Source organism: Chitinophaga agri (assembly GCF_010093065.1).
In the GTDB taxonomy this organism is placed as follows: domain Bacteria; phylum Bacteroidota; class Bacteroidia; order Chitinophagales; family Chitinophagaceae; genus Chitinophaga; species Chitinophaga agri.
The window spans coordinates 5,067,157-5,087,961 of the sequence record NZ_CP048113.1; the positions used below are offsets into that span (position 1 = coordinate 5,067,157).

Here is a 20,805-nt window from a genome sequence, read left to right on the forward strand (position 1 = left end):
ACAATTTCCTGCAATAATTCTCGTATTTTTGCTGGAAATTGCGAGAATATGCTAAAAGAAGAGCGCTTTGATTATATACTCAGGAAGTTGCAGACGGACCATAAAGTATTGCACACTGAACTGAGTAATGATCTGCAGGTATCAGAAGATACCGTAAGGCGCGATCTTGAGACGCTGGCCCAGAACGGGCTCCTGATCAAGGTCAGAGGTGGCGCTATCCCTCACTCGCCGCATCCGTATACATTTAATGAGCGTATCAATATACATGAGGACGATAAGAAGGCTATTGCCGCTAAGGCGTTGTCTTTCCTTCATAATGGGCAAACCATTATTATGGATGGTGGTACCTCTACCTATGCGCTCGTAAAATTGTTCCCGCCCTCTCTGCAACTTACCGTAGTGACTCCCAGTATTCCCATTGCCATGCAACTAATGGAACATCCTGGTGTGGAAGTGATCCTCACCGGCGGCCGCATCTTTAAAAGTTCGCAGGTTACTGCCGGCATCGATACTATTCGCATGATAGAAAAGCTACGGGCTGATATCTGTTTTATGGGCGTATGCAGTTTGCACACTGAAGTAGGTGTGACGGGGCCAGACATGGACGAAGCCGCCGTGAAAAATGTAATGGTGCAGTCGGCTAACCGGGTGATAGCCCTGGTAACAGGCGATAAAATGGGTACAGCAGAACCTTACAAGGTTTGTAGTATAACGGCAATGGACACAATTATAACAGATGAAGCCGGATTATCTCTGGCAGCACCTTACCGACAGCTTGGAATAAATGTTATCTGACAGGAACAGTGAACTTTCGTATTTCAAAGTATTAATGTAGTAGCATGTTACAGGGCTTGACAGTCAATTATTTTAACAAGAAGCACGCACGCATAGCCGTGAGCGCTTTATTTTTTCTGACGGGATTCTGCTTCGGCAGCTGGGCTTCGAGGATCGCCGCTATCCAGGAGACGCTGCACCTTTCGGAGGGTGTACTCGGCGCTATGTTGCTGGCTCCGCCGATCGGTTCTCTCTTATCTATGCCAGTAGCCGGTATGCTGGTAAGTAAGTATGGTAGCCGTACCGTCGTAATGATAGCAGGGATACTCTACGTCTGCGTATTACCTGTGCTGGGGCTGACAGGCAATGCCTGGCAGTTGTTTTCCTGCCTTTTGGTATTTGGATTCTTTGGTAACCTGGCCAATATCGCTGTAAATACACAGGCTGTTCTGGTTGAAGCGATGTACCAGACCCCTATCATGGCATCGTTCCATGGATTATGGAGTCTGGGAGGTTTTGCAGCTGGTGCTATCGGCGGACAAATGTCGCGCGCTGGCATAGTGCCTTATCAGCACTTTTTATGTATCACAGCCATCGGCATCCTGATCGTATGTGTGGCTATCCGTTTTGTGGTAGCGCATGATGCACCAGCCTCCGGAGAGAAAGTGCCTATGTTTGTATGGCCTGACAAGGCATTGATGATCCTGGGCGTTATTGCATTCTGTTCCATGATCTGTGAAGGTGCAATGTTCGACTGGAGTGCGGTATACTTCAAGAAGGTGATCGGTGCTCCGCTGGAGACTGCGGGTAACGGCCTGACTGCCTTCATGACTACGATGGCTGCTTTCCGCTTTGTGGCGGACTGGCTGATGCCCCGGCTTGGATTCAAACGTATGCTGCAGCTAAGTGGTACGCTGACGGCACTGGGGTTGTCCGTCGCCGTATTATTCCCTGGGTTCAATACCGGTATGATCGGGTTCTTGCTGGTAGGTGCAGGGGTATCGTCCGTAGTGCCACTGGTATACAGCGCTGCCGGCCGTAGTAAGACCTTATCTCCGGGTATGGCGCTGGCGGCAGTATCCACCATTGGTTATCTCGGTTTCCTTGCGGGCCCACCGTTGATCGGGCTTGTGGCGCAGGCGACCAGCCTACGCATATCCTTCTTCATCATCGCCCTGATGGGAACCTGTATTGCAGTGATGAGTACCAGGGTGAAGGAGTAATATAATATTGAGGAGTGTTTTAGAAAAATAGAGGGGCTGATCATCATGATCAGCCCCTCGGCATATTATGAAATAAAGAGATGATTATTTTTTTACTAATTCCACCTGGTAGGTTGTATTGGCTGTGTTCACGATGGTGATCATCTGCGGCGTCATTTCCAGGATCTTTACCGAATAGGAATAGAAGTTCGCGTACTCCAGGCCATTGTTGTCTACTACTATGGTCAGGATCTTAGTTTCCGGATTGAAAGACCAACCGCCTTTTTCAAGTTTCGTTTGTGTCTGCGTACCATAGGTGAGTTTATCACAGGTAGAATTATCCAGTACTACACGGGAGGCCGTCGCAGAGAAGAGTTCACTAAATTCATTCTGATCGGTGAACATCATGTCATACTTGGTCACTCCGGTAATGGCGGCAATGTCTTCAAAACACTCAATCCCGCTGTTAATGCAGTATTTTAACTTGCCTCCTTCGCAGGTGAAGCTGGTACGGGACGTATCTGGTATATAATAGTTCTGCCATTTACCATTGACGTCGGTCTTCCTGTTGACTTTCCATGACCCAACGAAATCCTGGTAATCAGCAATACTATTCTGGCTGTGTATGCGTACCAGGGACTTTACATGATTACTCACATGACCCAGGGAGTCATATGCCGCATAGGTAAGAGACAGCGTGTCGCCTACAATATAAGCGGGCAGTTTAATGATGATAGAAGAATCTACATAGTCTCCCTGGCGGCCTAATGAGGAGGGAAAGCCGGTCGCCTCTCTGTAAAACCCACGGTTAGACGAGTAGTCTACTTTGAAATAGGCGCCACTGCCGTTGATAGACACATAATACCCTTTTACAGTAGACTCATAGTAATCGAAGTTAGGATTGATAACGATGTAACGGCCACTGATCGCGTTGACGAGATTTTTGTCTTCGACCAATGTTGGTGTACCACTTACATCAGTTGCGGCAGGTATACTGCCTTTGGAATAAATGCCGAAAGCGACTTTCACTTTCGTGGCCAGCATTGTTCTGTCTCCAAGGTGTACGGTGTCGATTTTTTCTGGTTGTTCGTCGTCCCCACCAGTGTTATTGTCACTTTTCTTACAAGCGTGAAAAGCGACTGCACAGGACAGTGCGCCGATTAATAAAAGCTTTTTCATTTGGTATCAGGGTTTGTTAGATTCTAAGGATCAAATAGTTCAGTGTTATATTTAAAAGTAGTGACCGATCAGGCCTCTCTTCAGCATTGTGTTGATATCATTTGTTTGTATTGTCCCTATACGCTTATAACTTGTTTATCATATTACAAAAGAGGCATATTATATACGCATTTTGCTTTATTTGAGATTTTCAATTGAATAAATAACCTGACGTTCTTCTAACGTGCTAATATATAACTATTTATACCTGTCTAGATCCGTTTTACGAACTTTATGTCATATAAAAGTATGTGTTTTTTCCGGAATGTGATAATGGTAAATACTTCTTTAATATGCCGGTTTTCGTGGTTATCCGTTACCGGTTTATAAACGCAGGAACCGGGTATTGGGGAAAGTTGGTTTCAGATGCCGGACATTCGCAGTAACTAATATGTTTAATAATATTATTCGTCTTGCTAAGCGCTTATTAATAAAGGATTTAAAACTTTGTTTTCCTCAGCGCGTTAAATTTAATTACCACAATAAACTTTGAAACCCTTAATTTTGCACGATTTTTTTGTTCCGAGAATGGTATAAAATCAGTTAGGTTTTAAATTTTCAATTAGTAATACGCAAATGCCGAAAGATTCCTCTATCAAATCTGTTCTTATTATTGGTTCTGGTCCTATTATTATTGGCCAGGCTTGTGAATTTGACTATTCTGGCTCCCAGGCAGCACGCTCGCTGCGTGAGGAAGGTATCAGGGTAGTATTGATCAATTCCAACCCGGCTACTATCATGACTGACCCTATGATGGCCGACAAGGTGTACCTGTTGCCGCTGACAGTAGAAAGTATAGAACAGATACTGGAGGAGCAGCAGATTGACGCCGTACTGCCTACCATGGGTGGACAAACAGCCCTCAACCTTTGTAAAGAAGTTGACGAGCTGGGTATATGGCAGAAATACAATGTCCGTCTGATAGGTGTAGATATCAAAGCCATCGATAAGGCTGAAGACCGTGAACAGTTCCGTCAGTGGATGATCCGACTGGGAGTACCAGTTGCTCCTGCTAAGACAGCAAACTCTTTCCTGGAAGGAAAGGAATTTGCTCAGGAGATCGGGTTCCCGCTGGTTATCCGTCCTTCCTTCACCCTGGGTGGTACCGGTGGTGGTTTCGTACACTCCAAAGATGACCTGGATGAAGCGTTACAACGCGGTCTGCAGGCGTCTCCGATCCATGAAGTACTGGTTGAGAAAGCGGTACTGGGTTGGAAAGAGTTCGAACTGGAGCTGCTGCGTGATGCTAACGACAACGTCGTGATCATCTGTACCGTAGAAAACTTCGACCCAATGGGTGTACACACAGGAGATTCCATCACGGTGGCCCCTGCCATGACCCTGAGCGATACCGCTTTCCAGGACATGCGTAACAAGGCACAGATGATGATGCGTGACCTGGGTAACTTCGCCGGTGGTTGTAACGTACAGTTCTCCCTGAATCCGGAAACTGAAGAACTGATCGCTATCGAGATCAACCCTCGTGTGAGCCGCTCTTCTGCACTGGCTTCCAAAGCAACCGGTTATCCGATCGCTAAGATCGCAGCCAAACTGGCTATCGGTTATACCCTGGATGAACTGGAAAACCAGATCACCAGAACCACTTCCGCATTTTTTGAACCAGCGCTGGACTATGTCATCGTAAAGATGCCTCGCTGGAACTTCGATAAATTTAAAGGTGCAGATCAGACCCTGGGTCTTCAGATGAAGTCCGTAGGTGAGGTAATGTCCATCGGACGTACTTTCACTGAGGCGATCCAGAAAGCCTGTCAGAGTCTGGAAAACGATGCACTGGGCCTCGGTTATTACGGTAAGTCCGCTATGAAGAGCGATCAGCTGCTGGAAAGACTGAAGACGCCAACCTGGGATCGTGTATTCCGTATCAAAGACGCCCTGATGGAAGGTGTTTCGGTGAAACATATCCACCAGATGACCTATATCGATAAATGGTTCCTGAACCAGATCAACGATATCGTGCAGATGGAAAAAGCACTGGCTGAACATGATCTGGATTCCGTACCAAAAGAAATGCTGAGCGATGCCAAGAAGATGGGCTTCTCAGACATGCAGCTGGTACATCTGTTCGGTAACTGCGAGGAGAGCGAAGTATACGAAAAACGTAAATCTCTCGGTATTACCCGTACCTATAAAATGGTAGATACCTGCAGTGCTGAGTTTGAAGCGGTAACTCCTTACTTCTACTCTACATTCGATACTGTAAACGAAAGCAAACCTTCTGATAAGAAGAAAGTGATCGTACTCGGTTCCGGTCCTAACCGTATCGGCCAGGGTATCGAATTTGACTACTGCTGTACACACGGCTTACAGGCTATCCAGGAATGCGGCTACGACGCGATCATGGTGAACTGTAACCCTGAGACAGTTTCTACTGACTTCGATATGGCCAACAAGCTGTACTTCGAACCAGTGTTCTGGGAACATCTGTGGGAGATCATCGAACTGGAAAAACCTGAAGGTGTTATCGTGCAGCTGGGTGGTCAGACAGCACTGAAGCTGGCTAGACGTCTGGAAGAAAAAGGTATTAAGATCATCGGTACATCCTTCGATAACATGGATATCGCCGAAGACCGTGGCCGTTTCTCCGACCTGCTGAAAGAACTGAGCATTCCTTTCCCTAAATATGGCACCGCTTACAATACCGACGATGCGATCGAAGTAGCGAAAGAAGTAGGTTATCCTGTACTGGTTCGTCCTTCCTACGTACTCGGTGGTCAGCGTATGCGTATCGTGATCAACGAAGAAGAACTGGAATCATCTGTACTGAGCCTGCTGAAGCATCTGCCAGGTAACAAGATCCTGATCGATCACTTCCTGGATCGTTGTCAGGAGGCAGAGATTGATGGCATCTTCGACGGAGAGAACTTCCATGTAATGGGTGTGATGGAGCATATCGAGCCTGCTGGTATCCACAGTGGCGACAGTAACGCGGTACTGCCAGCGTTTAACCTGAGCCCGATGGAAGTAACCACCATGGAATACTATGCAGAGAAGATCGCCCGTGCACTGGATATCCGTGGCCTGATCAACATCCAGTTCGCTATCAAAAACGGACAGGTATATGTGATCGAAGCAAACCCACGTGCTTCCCGTACTACGCCATTCATCGCGAAAGCATACCAGGTTCCTTACCTGAACATTGCTACCAAAGTGATGCTGGGTGCTAATAAACTGACCGATTTCACTATCGAAAAGAAACTGGACGGTTTTGCGATCAAAGAACCAGTATTCTCCTTTAACAAATTCCCAGGGGTGAACAAAGAACTCGGCCCTGAAATGAAATCTACCGGTGAAGCGATCCGTTTCATCAAAGATCTCCGGGACCCTTATTTCAGGACACTGTACAAAGAGAAGAGCATGTACCTGAGCAACAAGTAAGATCGACAGGAATACGGCCCTGAATGGCCGGATCCTTACAATAAAAGAGAAGGGTGTATCAAAGTGATTTGATACACCCTTCCTCGTTATAGTTTCCTGCTGCCGTTATTATCTATTCTGCACGTACCGGACCGGCAGGTTTCTTTACAGCAGGCGCATCTTTCAGCTCTTTCATCAGCAGTTCCACTGCCTTTTCCAGCTGTGGATCTTTCCCTGCAATCACTTCCTGCGGCGTCATTTCTACTTCCACATCCGGCGCCACCCCCTTATTTTCAATGATCCACTGGCCATCCTTGCTGAATATACCCAGCCGGGGTGCTGTCATGAAACCTCCATCCATCAGTTGTGGGTAGTTATATATCCCTACCAGGATACCCATGGTGGTCGTTCCCACCAGTGGTCCCAGTTTCTTCTCACGGAACATGAAAGGCATCAGGTCTCCACCCGAACCTGCATAGCCATTAGTGATCATGGCTTTGGGGCCAAATATCGCGTTACCCGGGGTGGTCATCGGTAAGCCTTCGCGGGTGCCCCAGTAATTCAGTAGGTCCCGGTTCAGCAGGTCAATAACATAGTCAGCAGCTGAGCCGCCACCATTGAAACGTTCGTCTATCACAACGCCTTTTTTATCAAGCTGGGAGAAATAATAACGGTTGAAGTAAGTATACCCTTCTCCGCCGGTGTTTGGCATGTACACGTAAGCCAGTTTACCGTTACTCAGCTGATCCACTTTTTTACGGTTTCCTTCTACCCAGTCCATCGCTCGGAGGCCGCCTTCCCAGTTGATCGGTACAACCGTATATTCCTTCGCACCATTGGGGGCAGGCTGTTGGTTGACCAGTATGCGTACCTGTTTGCCGGCAAGGCCCTTAAACAGGCTGTAGATCTCTGTATTGCTGTCTAATGGTACCCCGTTTACAGCGATCAGGTAATCGCCTTCTTTTACTTTGATACCTGGTTGTGTCAGCGGTGCCTGGAAGTTGGGGTTCCAGTTCAGGCCGGAGTAGATCTTTTTAAACCGGTAGCGACCATTTTCGATGCTGTAATCGGCGCCCAGTAATCCAACGGATTCACGTATCGGGTTCGGCGCATCTCCGGCGCCTACATAGTTATGACCAATCACCAGTTCACCCATCATTTCATTAAACAGGTAGTTGAGGTCTTCCCGATGTCCTACGTGAGGAAGGAAGCGTTGGTATTTCTTTTTGACAGCTTTCCAGTTTGCGCCATGCATATTTTCTACATAGAAGAAATCTCTTTCTATGCGCCATAGTTCGTCAAACATCTGTGCCCATTCAGCTGCAGGATCTACCTGTGTACGGATGTTGCTAAGGTTGAGTGTACCTTCTCCCGCATTGGATTTACTGCCTGTACCTACGATGCCGCAGGCGGAGTTAGTAACATACAGTAATTTCTCCCCGTTCTGACTTACGGTATAGCTATTGATACCACTCATCAGTACATCACTTTTCCGCTTGCTGATATCATAACTGTATAATGTATTGCCGGAGCGGTATAAAAGTTTGTTGGCGACATGGCCATTCAGTTGTTCATAGCCTTCAGCAGGCAATGCCAGTGCCACAATACGCTGATCTATGTTGTCAAGATCAATGCGGGTTTGTGGTTGTTTGGATGCGTTCTTTGCAGTGTCTTTAGCCGGTGCTTTTTCGTCTTTGGGGGCATCTTCTTTTTTTTCTGGTTCATCGTCGCTTTCAGGCGCCAATAATGAAGGAGCATTGTCGGATAATACGATCGCATAGATACTGTTGCGGGTATTGCGCTCATAATTCGACATGTCCAGCCAGCCGGTATTCTGCGCGTAGTTGGTACTGGCAACAAAGAAAATATATTTACCACTCTGACTGAACACAGGTTCTACTGCTTCACTGCGACCGTCAGTGATCTGATAGCTTTTTTTATCAGCTGTGTTGTAAAGGAATATGGCACTAAGGCTGTTAGGCAGGCGTCTGTTATAAACGATCCAGCGTGAGTCCGGACTCCAGTTGGCGTTGAAAGTCTGATCAGGACGATCGTAACTGTCCTCATCAATCTGAGTGACTTTTTTGGTGTCAACATCTACATAATAAAGACGCAGTCTTTTATCGCTGTAGAGTATTTTCTTACTGTCAGGAGACCATACAGGACTATAGTAAAAGCTGGGATCTCCCAGGGGGATGATCGTCGCCGGTTTCTCCGCTTTCTGATCTCGGATATGTAATGCGTATTCGCCATCTGCATCGGAAAAGTAGGCGATAGATTTACCATCCGCCGACCATGCAGGATTACGTTCGTGTGTACCTGTAGTAGCTGTGATACTGCGTACATCACCTTTGTCAGCAGGAATTGTAAGTATGTCACCACGGAACTGCACCACAGCTCTTACACCGGTAGGAGAGAGACTGATACCACCGATGTTGTTCAGCGAGGCGTTGACGAAGTGGGGTCTTTTATATGGCAGGTCTGATTCTATGCTGATAGTAAGGGGGGTACTTTTACCGGAAGCAGCCTCCCATTTATGAATTTTACCGGCTTGTTCATATACCAGTGTCTTACCATCAGAAAAAAGTGTTTTTACATCAAAGTCTTTATGAGTAGTGATCTGTGTAACTGCTTTAGTAGAGGTCGTATAACGGAAGATGTTCATCGTGCCGTTACGGTCACTCAGAAAATATACATCATTCCCTAACCATACAGGATGGACGTTGTTGGAACCTGCATCAGGGATGGCTATTACAGCACTCGTCTGGTTGTTGAAGATCCAGACTTTAGGCATATTACCACCTCTATAATGTTTGAACGGGCGATAGGTGCCTGCTCTTTCAGTAGGATCAGGATGTTTGATGTATGCTGTGTATAACCCGTCAGGAGAGATATTACCCTGGTGCGCCTCCGGCATCTTTAATTTTGTGGGCATACCTCCATTTATGCCAACTTCAAACAGCTGCTGAAAGCGGGTCGTAAAAGAACTGCGGGTAGACGAAAAAATGATCTTATCATTGCCATGCCAGCCACGTATGATATCCGCATCAGGATGATGCGTGATGCGCCTTGGCATACCACCATTGACCGCTACAACATAGATATCTACATTACCGTCATAGTTGCCGCTAAAAGCAATCCATTTGCCATCAGGAGATAACATGGGGTCAAGTTCCACGTCCGGGTTAACGGTGATACGTTGTGGATGTTGGCCATTTTCATCAGTTGTCCAGATATCACCTGCATAGTTAAATGCAATCTGATGCTGACTGATCGAAGGAGAACGCAGTAACAGCGTTTCAGTGGACTGTGCCTGAGCAGTGGCAGTTGCGCAGGCAATGCCTGTCAGCAGAAGTAGAGAAATAGGTTTGTGTAACATGTGGGTCTGGTTAAACTGTTGAAGTGTATGTACTAATTTATACTTTTTCTCAGTACCGGCCGTACCAGCCATCATTTGGGTATTCTTTATAAATGCCATGGTATAGTTTTTCAGGATTAACAACAAAATGCCTGTTGCCGTAGCCGCTGTCTGTAGCAGAAAGGGAGATACTTAATGTTACAAATGCCGGCTGTGGGATGACGCACAATGTACTACTGGCAAGGATTTTAAGAGGATGCTGGAGAAAGTACACGAGTCGTCCCAAAGCTTACGAAAGTTTAACTATTATGTTAGTAGAGATAATAAAAGATTTGCCTGGAAGATACTTAACGGGATGTGACAATTGCCTTAAAGAAGTACAGGAAGCGCTTAAAATAATCAGAGCCTGATGAAGATCAGGCTCTTTCTTTTCCCTCAAAATAACCATTAAAGACACGACTATTTATGTGTATAAATAGCGTGACCGGTAATGCAGTTTACTATAAATATTAAATATTAAAAAGATGTTAACTAATCAATAACAGATGTGGAATTGTTTAATGATTATATAGCTGTAAAACAATTTATTAATAATTTTATTAAATGGGAATATATAAAATGCATGTTATTTTAGAAAAAAATTCCGTGTCGTAATCTTATCAAGTGGGTAGATATTTATCATACCTTAAAAACATATTTCATGTGTGAAAGCCTTACATTCACTGCTTGAATTGGTTAACCTTATCCCGTTGTCATGTTTGTTAGCTTAGTGAAGTCTGCGCCATTTCTGCGCCTTGTCCTGTGTTTATCCACAGGTGTATTTATACAGGTATTTCTGCCTTTAAGACTCCTGATAATATTATCAGCAGCAGGCTTGGCGACGATCGCCCTCTGGTTTTTATCCTTTTTAGCACTGCGTTATCAGTACAGGGCCGACTGGCTGAGAGGCATCGCTTTGCAAATGCTCGTTATCTGTAGTGGAGGTGTGTTATTTCATCTGTCAGATGTGCGTGATCACCCGCATTATTTTGAAAAGATGGTAAAGCCGGGAGATTATTTGCTGGTGCAGATCACAGTGCCTGTCCAACATGCTGGTAAACGCCTGAAAACAATGGTGGCAGTACGATATATTGTACGTGACAACATGTGTATTGCAGCTGAGGGAAAGTTACTGGTTTACCTGGAGGCAGATAGTAGTGCCGTGCGCTTGCAGACCAGCGATCAGTTGCTGATAGATAGTCATACGGAAACAGTGGGGCGAAACGGTAATCCGGGTGCATTTGATTATAACAGGTATTGCGCTTTGCAGCAGGTTTACCGGCAGGCATATCTGCGGGAGAAGCATTGGTATAAGTTGCTGTGGGGGGACGAAAATGTATGGCGGAACAGGTTGCAGCAAAGTCGTTCCTATTGTTTGCGGATACTTCAGCAGTATATCGGTGGAAAGGAAGCAGGGCTTGCATCTGCACTGCTGATCGGGTACAGATATGATCTGGACAGGGAATTGGTACGGGATTATACCAATACCGGAATTGTGCATATTATTGCCATCTCAGGAATGCATCTCGCCCTGATATATGGTGCATTGTTGTGGCTCACGCAATGGTGGCCACAGCAACGGTATACGAATATTGTCAAAGGAGTACTGATCATACTGGTGTTATGGGCGTTTACATTGCTGACGGGCGGGGCGGCATCAGTGTTACGTGCGACCGTGATGTTTACTTTTCTCACTATCGGGAAGTGTATGTTAGCACGGCATACAAATGTATACAATACACTGGCAGCATCTGCATTCATATTGTTGTGTTATGAACCCAGATTGCTGGTGGATGTGGGTTTTCAGCTATCCTATCTGGCGGTATTGAGTATCGTCGTATGCTATCGCAGATTGTATCACCTGATACATATTGACAATAAATGGCTCAGTAAGCTGTGGGATATGACGGCGTTGACACTCGCGGCCCAGCTATTTACAATACCTGCATGCCTCTATTATTTTCATCAGTTTCCCTTGTATTTTCTGCCGGCTAATTTGCTGGCCGTGCCTTTATCCACAGTGGTCCTGTATGCAGAGATCTTCCTGCTGCCATTTGGGAATATGCCCGTTATTGCAGATAAGATTGGCATGCTGCTAAAGGGCCTTATGCAATGTATGAACAGCCTTACAGGTATCATCGGACATCTGCCGGGAGCATTGATCACCGGAGTGGATATACAGCTGATCAGTGTCGTTTGTATGTATGGTTGTATCGGAGCACTGCTGATCTTATTGTCACAAAGGTGGCGCATCGGCGTACTACTCATGTTAATCAGCACGGCCTGCTGGAGTGCAGGCGTAATGTTTCTGCGGATAAGTGAACAACATCAGCATAAAATGGTTGTTTATAACATACCCGGACATACTGTGATAGACATCATACAGGGCCGGAGTGCCGCCATGGTGTCAGGAGAGGAGATAGCAGACTCTTTATATGAGCGTTACCTGCGTCCGGCGCATGCCTTATATGGAGTGAAGCACAGGCCATCTTTCAATGACCGGGAAGAAGACAGCTGTCAGTTGCCGGGATTTCGCATACGGGCTGTAGGCGATAAGCGGCTGGTTGTGGTAGATAGTTTGCTGCCAGATAGGTATCCGCAGAAAAAAATCAGGACAGATTATCTTTTACTTTCACATAATCCGCGCGTGGATATCAGACAATTGGAGCGGATGTTCTGTGTGGATCGCTATATTTTTGATGCTTCCAACTCCCGGCTGAACATTCAACGGTGGAAAAGTGATTGTTACGTGCTAACTTTGCGCTTCTTTTCGGTTCCGGATCAGGGAGCCTTTGTTATAAATTTCTAATGATTGCCATACATGCAAAAGCAAATTAAATCTGCATTGATCTCCGTTTTCTATAAAGATAACCTGGAGAACATTGTTAAAAAATTAGGTGAACAGGGAGTAACTATTTATTCAACTGGCGGTACTCAGCAATTCATTGAGGACCTGGGCGTGAAATGTGTGGCGGTGGAAGACCTGACAGCGTATCCTTCCATCCTGGGCGGACGTGTAAAGACTTTACACCCGAAAGTATTTGGTGGTATCCTGGCGCGCCGCGAAAATCCACAGGATCTGGAGCAGCTCCAGCAGTATGCTATTCCTGAGCTGGACCTGGTGATTGTTGATCTGTATCCATTCGAAGAAACAGTGAAGAGCACTAACGTGGAGCAGACCATTATCGAGAAAATTGATATCGGTGGTATTTCCCTGATCAGAGCAGGCGCTAAGAACTACAAAGATGTAGTGATCGTAGCTTCCAAAGATCAGTATAGTGATCTGGAGCAGGTACTGAACAACGGCGGAGCTACCAGCATTGAAGAGCGCAGAACGTTTGCTGCCAAGGCATTCGAAGTATGTGCCAACTACGATGTGGCGATCTCTCAGTACTTCCTGAACAATGAACCTGCCGCATACTTCCAGGTATCTGCACCACAGGGTCAGATCATGCGTTACGGAGAGAATCCGCACCAGAAAGGCGTGTTCTACGGTAACCTGTCTGAAATCTTCAATAAACTGCACGGTAAGGAGTTATCTTATAACAACCTCGTGGATGTTGATGCTGCTTGTCAGCTGATACAGGAATTCACAGAGACTACCTTCGCTGTGATCAAACATACCAACGTTTGCGGTATCGCAAGCCGCCCTACACTGAAAGCAGCATGGGACGGAGCACTGGCGGGTGACAAAGAAAGCGCTTTTGGTGGCGTACTGGTGACCAATGCCGTTATTGATAAAGCTACAGCTGAATCTATCAGCGAGATCTTCTTCGAGATCCTGATCGCTCCGGGTTTTGATGCAGATGCACTGACAGTGCTGCAGGCTAAGAAAAACCGCATCCTGCTGCAACAGCTGCAGCCGGTAAAAGCACCTTATGTGTATAAGAACGTGCTGAATGGTGTATTACTGCAGGAAAACGATAAAGGTAACTATCAGGAGTGGAACGATGCAGGTGCGCGACCAGCTACAGCGGCTGAAAGAGCAGACCTGGAATTTGCCAACCTGGTATGTAAACATCTGAAATCCAATGCTATCGCACTGGTGAAAGACAAGCAGCTGATCGGTAAAGGTTGTGGACAAACTTCCCGTATTGACTCACTGCGCCATGCTATTGCAAAAGCTGCTCAGTTCAATTTTGATCTGAAAGGTGCTGCTATGGCTTCAGATGCATTCTTCCCATTTGATGACTGCGTACGTATTGCGCATGAAGAAGGTATCACCGCTGTGATCCAGCCGGGTGGTTCTGTAAGGGACAATGACTCAGTAGAATTCTGCAAACAGCATGGTATGGTAATGGTAATGACCGGCACCCGCCACTTCAGACACTAGTCTGTTTTCTGGATAGCAAAAGTATATTTAAAAAAGCACTGGCTGTCGCCGGTGCTTTTTTGCTAAAAATTCTTTACTATTGTCCATCTAATCTATGGCCTTTTTACACCAGAATATCATGAAAGATGCTGATGATGCCGGCTTGATACAGGAGTTTAAGCGCTCCGGTAAGCTGGATTATCTGGCAGCGCTATACCAGCGCTACATGAACCTGGTATATGGGGTATGCCTCCGCTATTTCGATGAAGAAGAGAGTAAGGATGCGGTCATGCAGATCTTTGAGGAACTGATAGTAAAGTTGCAGCAACACGAAGTACAGAACTTTAAGAGCTGGTTGCATGTGCTTACCAAGAACCATTGCCTGATGAAACTGCGTGCTATGAAAAACCGGGAAGGGAAAGAAATTTCTCTGGATGGAATGCCGGTTATGGAAAATGAGTCTTTTGGACATCATGAGAACGGAGTAAACATAGAAGCGCATTTACAGGGCATGGAGAAATGCCTGGACGCCTTGCCGGAAGAGCAAAAGCGAAGTGTTGACCTTTTTTACCTCAAAGAGAAAAGTTATCGTGAAGTCTCCGATTTGACAGGATATGATATGAAGAAGGTGAAGAGTTATATACAGAATGGTAAGCGCAACCTGAAAATTTGTATGGAACAACAAGATGTCTGATAAACACAGTCATATTAACCATAATGTGGATGCTGAGTTGATCCGTAAATATCTGGCTGGTGAGCTGGATAATAAGGCAATGCATGCATTGGAAAAACAAGCCCTGGACGATCCGTTTCTGGCGGACGCACTGGATGGTTTTGCCGAGTATAAGCCCGATCAGCGAATGAATCTGTCCGACCTGCACAAGCGGCTGGAACTGCGTACGCAGGGACAGGGAAACGCCGGGAATAAGGGTGGACAGGGACGTGTTTTCAGACTGGATACCCGCTGGCTGGCTGCTGCCGCTGTCGGGGCTGTTATTGTGGCCGTGTTGGTGTGGATGTGGCAGGATGGAACAAAAGATCCTTCGCTGGCATTAAAAGAGACAAGTGTAGCAGACAGCGCTATTACAGATACCTTGCAATATTATAATCAGGAGGAAACCAGTGGACTGGTGTATAAGTCAACAGTTGAGAATAAACCGGGTATTCATATCTCTTCGGATAGCATCAGTAACATTCCTACTATTATACAAGCGCCATCTGCTGAAAGTAAACAGCTGGCAGATGCCGTGGAGAAGATCCAGCACCGTAATGACAGTGTTGCACTCGCCGTTGCACCAACACCAGTCGCCGTTGCAGCCGCTGCTCCTACATTGACGGACGATCGTCAACATCAATATGCGATGGATTCCGTTACCACGAAGATCATTGATATTGCAGGCGTAACAAAAATGAAAGAGCCTGAAATTCCTGTCACGACCGGCAGGAACGTCACCTATGCCTCTGCAGGCGCAGCATCTGCTAAATACACCGGACCAATGCGTACCATACAGGGTCGAGTGATCGATGGTGAGAGTGTACTATCCGGCGTTACCGTGAAGGTAGAAGGCACCAGTAATGGCGTACTGACCGACGCCCAGGGCCGCTTTTCTCTCAGCGTACCGGATACCATGCAGGATTTAAACCTGATGGCCACCATGTTAGGATATGATTCCAGGAAATTAAAGGTACGTAACAGGCAAAATAACCTGAAGATCATATTGGAACCGAACGCCAATGCATTGAGTGATATGCTGATCACAGGCTCGGATAAGACAAACTACACCAAAAATAAGAAAGGATATTACCAGGCACCATTGCCTGCGGAAGGATACGATAGCTACAGACAGTATCTGTCAAAAAATACAAAATACCCAGCTTCTGCGGCTGCCGCCGGCGTGAAAGGAAAAGTGAAGGTCTCCTTCAGGGTATCACCTGATGGAGCACTTGATGATATCAGGATCACGAGACGTTTACAGCCGGATTGCGATGCGGAAGCATTACGCGTCATTAAAGAGGGACCGGGATGGACCCCTGCGTCCGACGGAACTGCAACCCGCGTACAGATTGAGGTGGAGTTTCCGCCCAAATAATTATCTGCCCTGCTTCATTGCTTTTACTATTTTCCGTGTTCTACGGTCTTCCCTGGCATTCTGTAGGGATATAACAGCCCATATAGCTGCGGGAATCCAGCCAATAAGTGTGATCTGAAGTATAAGGCATAGTATACCTGTAAGGATCCTTCCCCTTAACATAAAGGAGAGCCAGGGCAACAAAATAGCGATTAGTGTCATGTCAAAAAGATACTATTTTTTTCTCTCTTTCCATTGCTGATTGAATGATTTCGAAGCGAAGACAGGTAGGGCTCTGTCGTCTCCCCAGGCTTCGGAAAAGAATTTTTTCATGAAGAAGTTTTTGGTATTGCCTCCTACAAGGTTCATCATCCGGCGGCTCAGACTTGCCTGTTTCCAGCCAAACCAGGACATTTTTTCTCCTCCGGACGTATGGTTCTCTTCCACAGCCTTATGACGATTGTGGAGCAGTAACTCGTGGATATTGATCCTTACAGGGCATACTTCCGTGCAGTTCCCACAAAGAGACGATGCATAGCTAAGGTGCATGAACGAGTCCATGCCCTGCAGGTGTGGGGTGATAACAGATCCGATAGGACCACTATAGGTCGTACCGTAGCTATGTCCGCCGATGTTCTTATAAACGGGGCATGCATTCAGGCAGGAGCCGCAGCGTATGCAGTAAAGGCTTTCGCGGGCATCTACGTCCTGTAGGATATTGGTACGGCCGTTATCCATCAGGATGACATACATTTCTTCCGGACCGTCAGTCTCATGTTCCTGGCGGGGACCGCTGAAGATTGAATTATAGACAGTTACCTGCTGACCGGTACCATAAGTGGCCAGCAAAGGCCAGAACAGTGCGAGGTCATTGATGGAGGGCAGCATTTTCTCTATCCCTACGAGTACAATATGTGTTTTGGGAAATGCGGTGCTCAGACGTGCGTTGCCTTCATTTTCAGTGACAGCTACACCACCGATATCTGCAATAATAAAGTTGGCACCTGTAATACCGATCTCCGCATCCAGGTATTTCTGACGGAGTTTCTCTCGGGCCACCAATGTCATTTCTTGTGGCGTGAGGTCGGGAGGAGTGCCTAACTTTTCGGCGAAGAGTTTGGCTACGTCTTCCTTGCTTTTATGCATCGCAGGCGTCACAATATGATAGGGGGGCTCATCATCCAGCTGTTGGATATACTCGCCCAGGTCCGTCTCCACACATTCTATATTATGTTGCGCGAGGAAGTGGTTCAGGTGTACCTCTTCGGTTGCCATGGACTTGCTTTTTACAATGCTCTTGCACTGTTTGGCTTCGCAGATAGCGAGTATTTCATCCAATACCTGCTGGGAGTTCTCCGCCCAGATCACTTTTCCGCCTCTGCGGGTGAAGTTACTCTCAAATTCCTCCAGGTGCTTGTCAAGATGCTCGATCGCTCTCCACTTAATATTTTTGGCCCTCTCACGCGCGATAGTCAGCTCAGTAAACTGTTGTTTACCTGCTTTAACGGCAGTATTATACTTGCCGATATTAAAGTTGATAGTCTGGCGGTGTATGAGGTTAGTCGCTTTTTTCTCGCTGTTTTCGAGAAAGGTGGAGGCGTTCTGATGCATAAGTTGTCGAGTATTGCTGATTTCGGAATTACAAAACCCATACCGCTTTACGGTTGGGGAATGAATGAACAACTGTCAGTTAGTAAAAAGTAAAGATAGGAAATGCAGAGATAGCATCAGCAGGCAGTTCCACTACTCTGGCTTATATTGTTTCCGGGCGATCTTATCCAGCACCTGATAGAATTCCTCTCCGTATTTACGGATCAATGCATCTTTAAGGAAGCGGTATACCGGTACACGAAGGCTTTTACCGTTCTTACACGCAGGTTTACAGATGTCCCAGCGGTCGTAGTTCAATGCTTCGAAGGATTCGTATTTTGTCACTCTGATGGGGTAGAGGTGACAGGAAATAGGCTTTTTGTAGTCAACTACACCTTCGTTGTAGGCCTTTTCAATACCGCAACCTACGGTACCGTGGTCGTCAATGACGGCATAGGCGCAGATGCCTTTATTGACGATTGGTGTTACATAGCCATATTCGTCGTCAGTGGTATGTGTTCCTGTTTTTTCTATTTCAGCGATGCCATCGGGCCGAAGGTATGATTTGATCTTCGGATAGATCTTCTTCAGTTTCTTCACTTCCTCTTTATCGAGCGGCGCTCCGCAATCACCTGCAACGCAGCAGGCGCCTTTACAGGCTCCCAGGTTACAGACGAACTGTTCCTCAATAACTTCGTCGCTGATGTACTTATCGTCAATGATGATCATAAAAAATTGATGGCCGATAGACCGGCAGCGTTGGCATGGCTGACGGTATCGGTATTCCTTAAAACTGCAAAGTTACAAAATAGTCGCAGTTCCTGGATTATCTCCATTTCAATGTTTGTACGAGGTGCCACATGTCTTCCTGGAGGAACTGTTGCACAGGTGCGAGGGAGTCTGCATTGGGAGCGGCATCAAAGTACAGTGCGCCACGTAGGAAGTGTGCAGAAGAATCAGTAGCATAGAATTGTTTGGCGGAGGCGGCATTACCACCTACATCATAGAATTCTCCGGTTACATGATTGGGGGTGCTGATTGTTTTTTCGTCGATATATTCAGCCTTGTAAGTGTGTTTGTAAGTCATCTTAAAGGCGTCATTAACGAGTTGCTGGAAGCTGTTCTTATCGCCTTTACCGATCTCCTTGTAGCTCATATATATTTTGCCATTGAGCGTAGGGAATTCAACATTGATCCAGTAGGGATTTTCGGTTTTCTCACCGAAGAACAGGGTGTCTTTGACGATATTGGCGTAAGCAGGATACTCGAAGGTATATGGATAGCCGGGCACGTCGAACACTCGGTATTCCCTTTCAGGGAAGTTGATGTGAAAATAGCCGCGGGGCTTGGGTGTATAGGATTGTTCGCAGGCTGCAAATGACAGCAGCAGCAATAGACAGATGATATTCCCGGTTAATTTCATAGTAGCTTCTTGTAATTAGGTGTCCTGCACTATTTCTCGTCGTCCACGTTTTGCCTGATGGTGACCTGTACTTTCTGGATACGCATTTTGCTTACTTCCAGTACGGTAAAGTCGTATCCATCGTGGGATATTACGCTGTTTTCCTCAGGGAATTTACCGGCAAGTTCCAGTATGAGACCACCGATAGAATCGCTTTCTCCTTTTACGACTTCAAACGTATCGGGAGCGATGTTCATTATACGGCAAACATCATTTAACATGGTTTTGCCTTCAAATACGTAGGTATTGCTGTCTACTTTACTGTAGTTAAATTCTTCTTCATCGAATTCGTCTTTGATATCGCCGATCACTTCTTCCACAATGTCTTCAAGGGTGACGATACCGGAGGTACCGCCGAATTCATCTACCACTACGGCAAAATGCATACGTCTGCTCTGGAATTCGGAAAGCAGGTCTTCTATCAGTTTATGACCATGTACGAAGAAAGGCTGGCGCATTACAGTATGCCAGTCGAAGTTCTTGCCTTTATCGAGGTGGGGCAGGAGGTCTTTGGTGTGAATGACGCCTACGATATTATCGAGGTTGCCTTTGTATACCGGGAGACGGGAGTAATGCAGGTCGGCCACTCTTTTCACAACGATATCAAAAGTATCGTCATATTCTATCCCCGATACGTCCAGGCGGGTGTGCATGATCTGCTTAACAGTGATATTCCCGAATTTAAGGATGCCTTTAAGGATATTCTTTTCTTCCTGGGAGGCGGTCGGGTCTACGCTCATTTCGATAGCCTGGTCTATTTCCTGGTAGTTGACAGCGCCACTGCCTCTGTGAAAGAAGCGGGCTTCAATGCTTTCGCTGATGCTTACATAGAAGTCGCTTACGGGTTCCAGGGTAGCGTGTATCAGGCTGACGAACCAGGCGAAATAGGTCGCAAAGCGGATATTATTCTGCGCTGCCCATACTCTTGGGAGTACCTGTCCACAGAACAGGAGGACAAACAGGATAATGGCTATACGTACTACAAAAGATACGACCGGAACGGTCTGCAGGTCCTCCATCTGTGTGATGAGGTAGCTGGTCACCATGATAAAGGCGAGGGAGAGCAGTACGCCGGCTATCTGGAGGGAGGCCAGCAGGGAGCGTGGTTTTTCCAGTAGTTTGGTGATCAGCTTTCCGCTGGTGTTCTGCCTTGTTTTCAGGGCATTCAGGTCTTTATAGTTCAGGGAGAAGAAAGCTACTTCTGCGCCGGATACGATAAAGGCCATGAGGAGGAGGACGAATATCACAAGCAGATAGATAACCACGTTAGGAGTGGCGATGGGCGCCGCTGCTTGTAACAGGGTAAGCTTACCAGGTAAAATGCTTGCCGGATAGGTGTACAAAATGTTCAACTTTGACGTGATAAATATTAGAACCCCGAGCATATAGCAAAGTAAGTTCCAAAA

General features: G+C 46.4%; 14 protein-coding genes. 7 read left to right on the forward strand and 7 right to left on the reverse strand.

Going from position 1 to position 20,805, the window contains the following annotated elements; translation table 11 throughout:
* Nucleotides 1-48 precede the first annotated feature (48 nt).
* Both GWR21_RS20195 and GWR21_RS20200 read left to right on the forward strand, forming a co-directional pair.
* Nucleotides 49-795: a DeoR/GlpR family DNA-binding transcription regulator gene (locus GWR21_RS20195; protein WP_162333496.1), complete on the forward strand. Its 747-nt coding sequence runs from the start codon at nt 49-51 to the stop codon at nt 793-795.
* A 44-nt stretch (nt 796-839) separates the two neighbouring features.
* Nucleotides 840-1,997 carry an MFS transporter gene (locus GWR21_RS20200; protein WP_162333497.1) on the forward strand — a complete coding sequence of 386 codons (1,158 nt, stop codon included), beginning with the start codon at nt 840-842 and terminating at the stop codon, nt 1,995-1,997.
* An 84-nt stretch (nt 1,998-2,081) separates the two neighbouring features.
* Here the strand turns inward: GWR21_RS20200 and GWR21_RS20205 are convergent, their stop codons facing one another.
* Nucleotides 2,082-3,155: a hypothetical protein gene (locus GWR21_RS20205; RefSeq protein WP_162333498.1), complete on the reverse strand. Its 1,074-nt coding sequence runs from the start codon at nt 3,153-3,155 to the stop codon at nt 2,082-2,084.
* 615 nt (nt 3,156-3,770) lie between these two features.
* On the opposite strand from GWR21_RS20205, the gene carB reads away from it, so the two are divergent.
* On the forward strand, nt 3,771-6,590 hold the full coding sequence (carB, locus tag GWR21_RS20210; RefSeq protein ID WP_162333499.1) for a carbamoyl-phosphate synthase large subunit: 2,820 nt from the start codon (nt 3,771-3,773) through the stop codon (nt 6,588-6,590).
* Between the two features lie 112 nt (nt 6,591-6,702).
* Here the strand turns inward: carB and GWR21_RS20215 are convergent, their stop codons facing one another.
* Nucleotides 6,703-10,047 (reverse strand): S41 family peptidase, encoded by a 3,345-nt coding sequence (locus tag GWR21_RS20215; protein WP_238429908.1) that lies wholly within the window; start codon nt 10,045-10,047, stop codon nt 6,703-6,705.
* Nucleotides 10,048-10,681: 634 nt separating this feature from the next.
* On the opposite strand from GWR21_RS20215, the gene GWR21_RS20220 reads away from it, so the two are divergent.
* The 4 genes from GWR21_RS20220 (at nt 10,682) to GWR21_RS20235 (ending at nt 16,368) form a co-directional block, all read left to right on the forward strand.
* Entirely contained in the window at nt 10,682-12,775 is a 2,094-nt protein-coding gene (locus GWR21_RS20220) for a ComEC/Rec2 family competence protein (RefSeq protein WP_162333500.1), read from the forward strand.
* A gap of 12 nt (nt 12,776-12,787) precedes the next feature.
* Complete coding sequence (gene purH, locus GWR21_RS20225; RefSeq protein ID WP_162333501.1) at nt 12,788-14,299, forward strand: bifunctional phosphoribosylaminoimidazolecarboxamide formyltransferase/IMP cyclohydrolase; 1,512 nt, start codon at nt 12,788-12,790, stop codon at nt 14,297-14,299.
* A gap of 94 nt (nt 14,300-14,393) precedes the next feature.
* On the forward strand, nt 14,394-14,972 hold the full coding sequence (locus GWR21_RS20230; protein WP_162333502.1) for an RNA polymerase sigma factor: 579 nt from the start codon (nt 14,394-14,396) through the stop codon (nt 14,970-14,972).
* Nucleotides 14,965-16,368, forward strand: a complete 1,404-nt coding sequence (locus GWR21_RS20235; RefSeq protein ID WP_162333503.1) for a TonB family protein — start codon at nt 14,965-14,967, stop codon at nt 16,366-16,368. Before GWR21_RS20230 ends, GWR21_RS20235 begins: the two co-directional genes overlap by 8 nt.
* Here GWR21_RS20235 and GWR21_RS20240 read toward each other — a convergent pair whose 3' ends face one another.
* From GWR21_RS20240 to gldE, 5 genes are all read right to left on the reverse strand, one after another.
* Nucleotides 16,369-16,569: a YqaE/Pmp3 family membrane protein gene (locus GWR21_RS20240; protein WP_162333504.1), complete on the reverse strand. Its 201-nt coding sequence runs from the start codon at nt 16,567-16,569 to the stop codon at nt 16,369-16,371.
* Nucleotides 16,570-16,581: 12 nt separating this feature from the next.
* Complete coding sequence (locus tag GWR21_RS20245; protein WP_162333505.1) at nt 16,582-17,958, reverse strand: LutB/LldF family L-lactate oxidation iron-sulfur protein; 1,377 nt, start codon at nt 17,956-17,958, stop codon at nt 16,582-16,584.
* 132 nt (nt 17,959-18,090) lie between these two features.
* The gene (locus tag GWR21_RS20250; protein ID WP_162333506.1) at nt 18,091-18,666 is read right to left on the reverse strand and encodes a DUF3109 family protein; all 576 of its coding nucleotides are present in this window, start codon (nt 18,664-18,666) and stop codon (nt 18,091-18,093) included.
* Between the two features lie 97 nt (nt 18,667-18,763).
* Entirely contained in the window at nt 18,764-19,360 is a 597-nt protein-coding gene (gldD, locus tag GWR21_RS20255; RefSeq protein WP_162333507.1) for a gliding motility lipoprotein GldD, read from the reverse strand.
* 29 nt (nt 19,361-19,389) lie between these two features.
* Nucleotides 19,390-20,751 (reverse strand): gliding motility-associated protein GldE, encoded by a 1,362-nt coding sequence (gldE, locus tag GWR21_RS20260; RefSeq protein ID WP_238429910.1) that lies wholly within the window; start codon nt 20,749-20,751, stop codon nt 19,390-19,392.
* Nucleotides 20,752-20,805 lie beyond the last annotated feature (54 nt).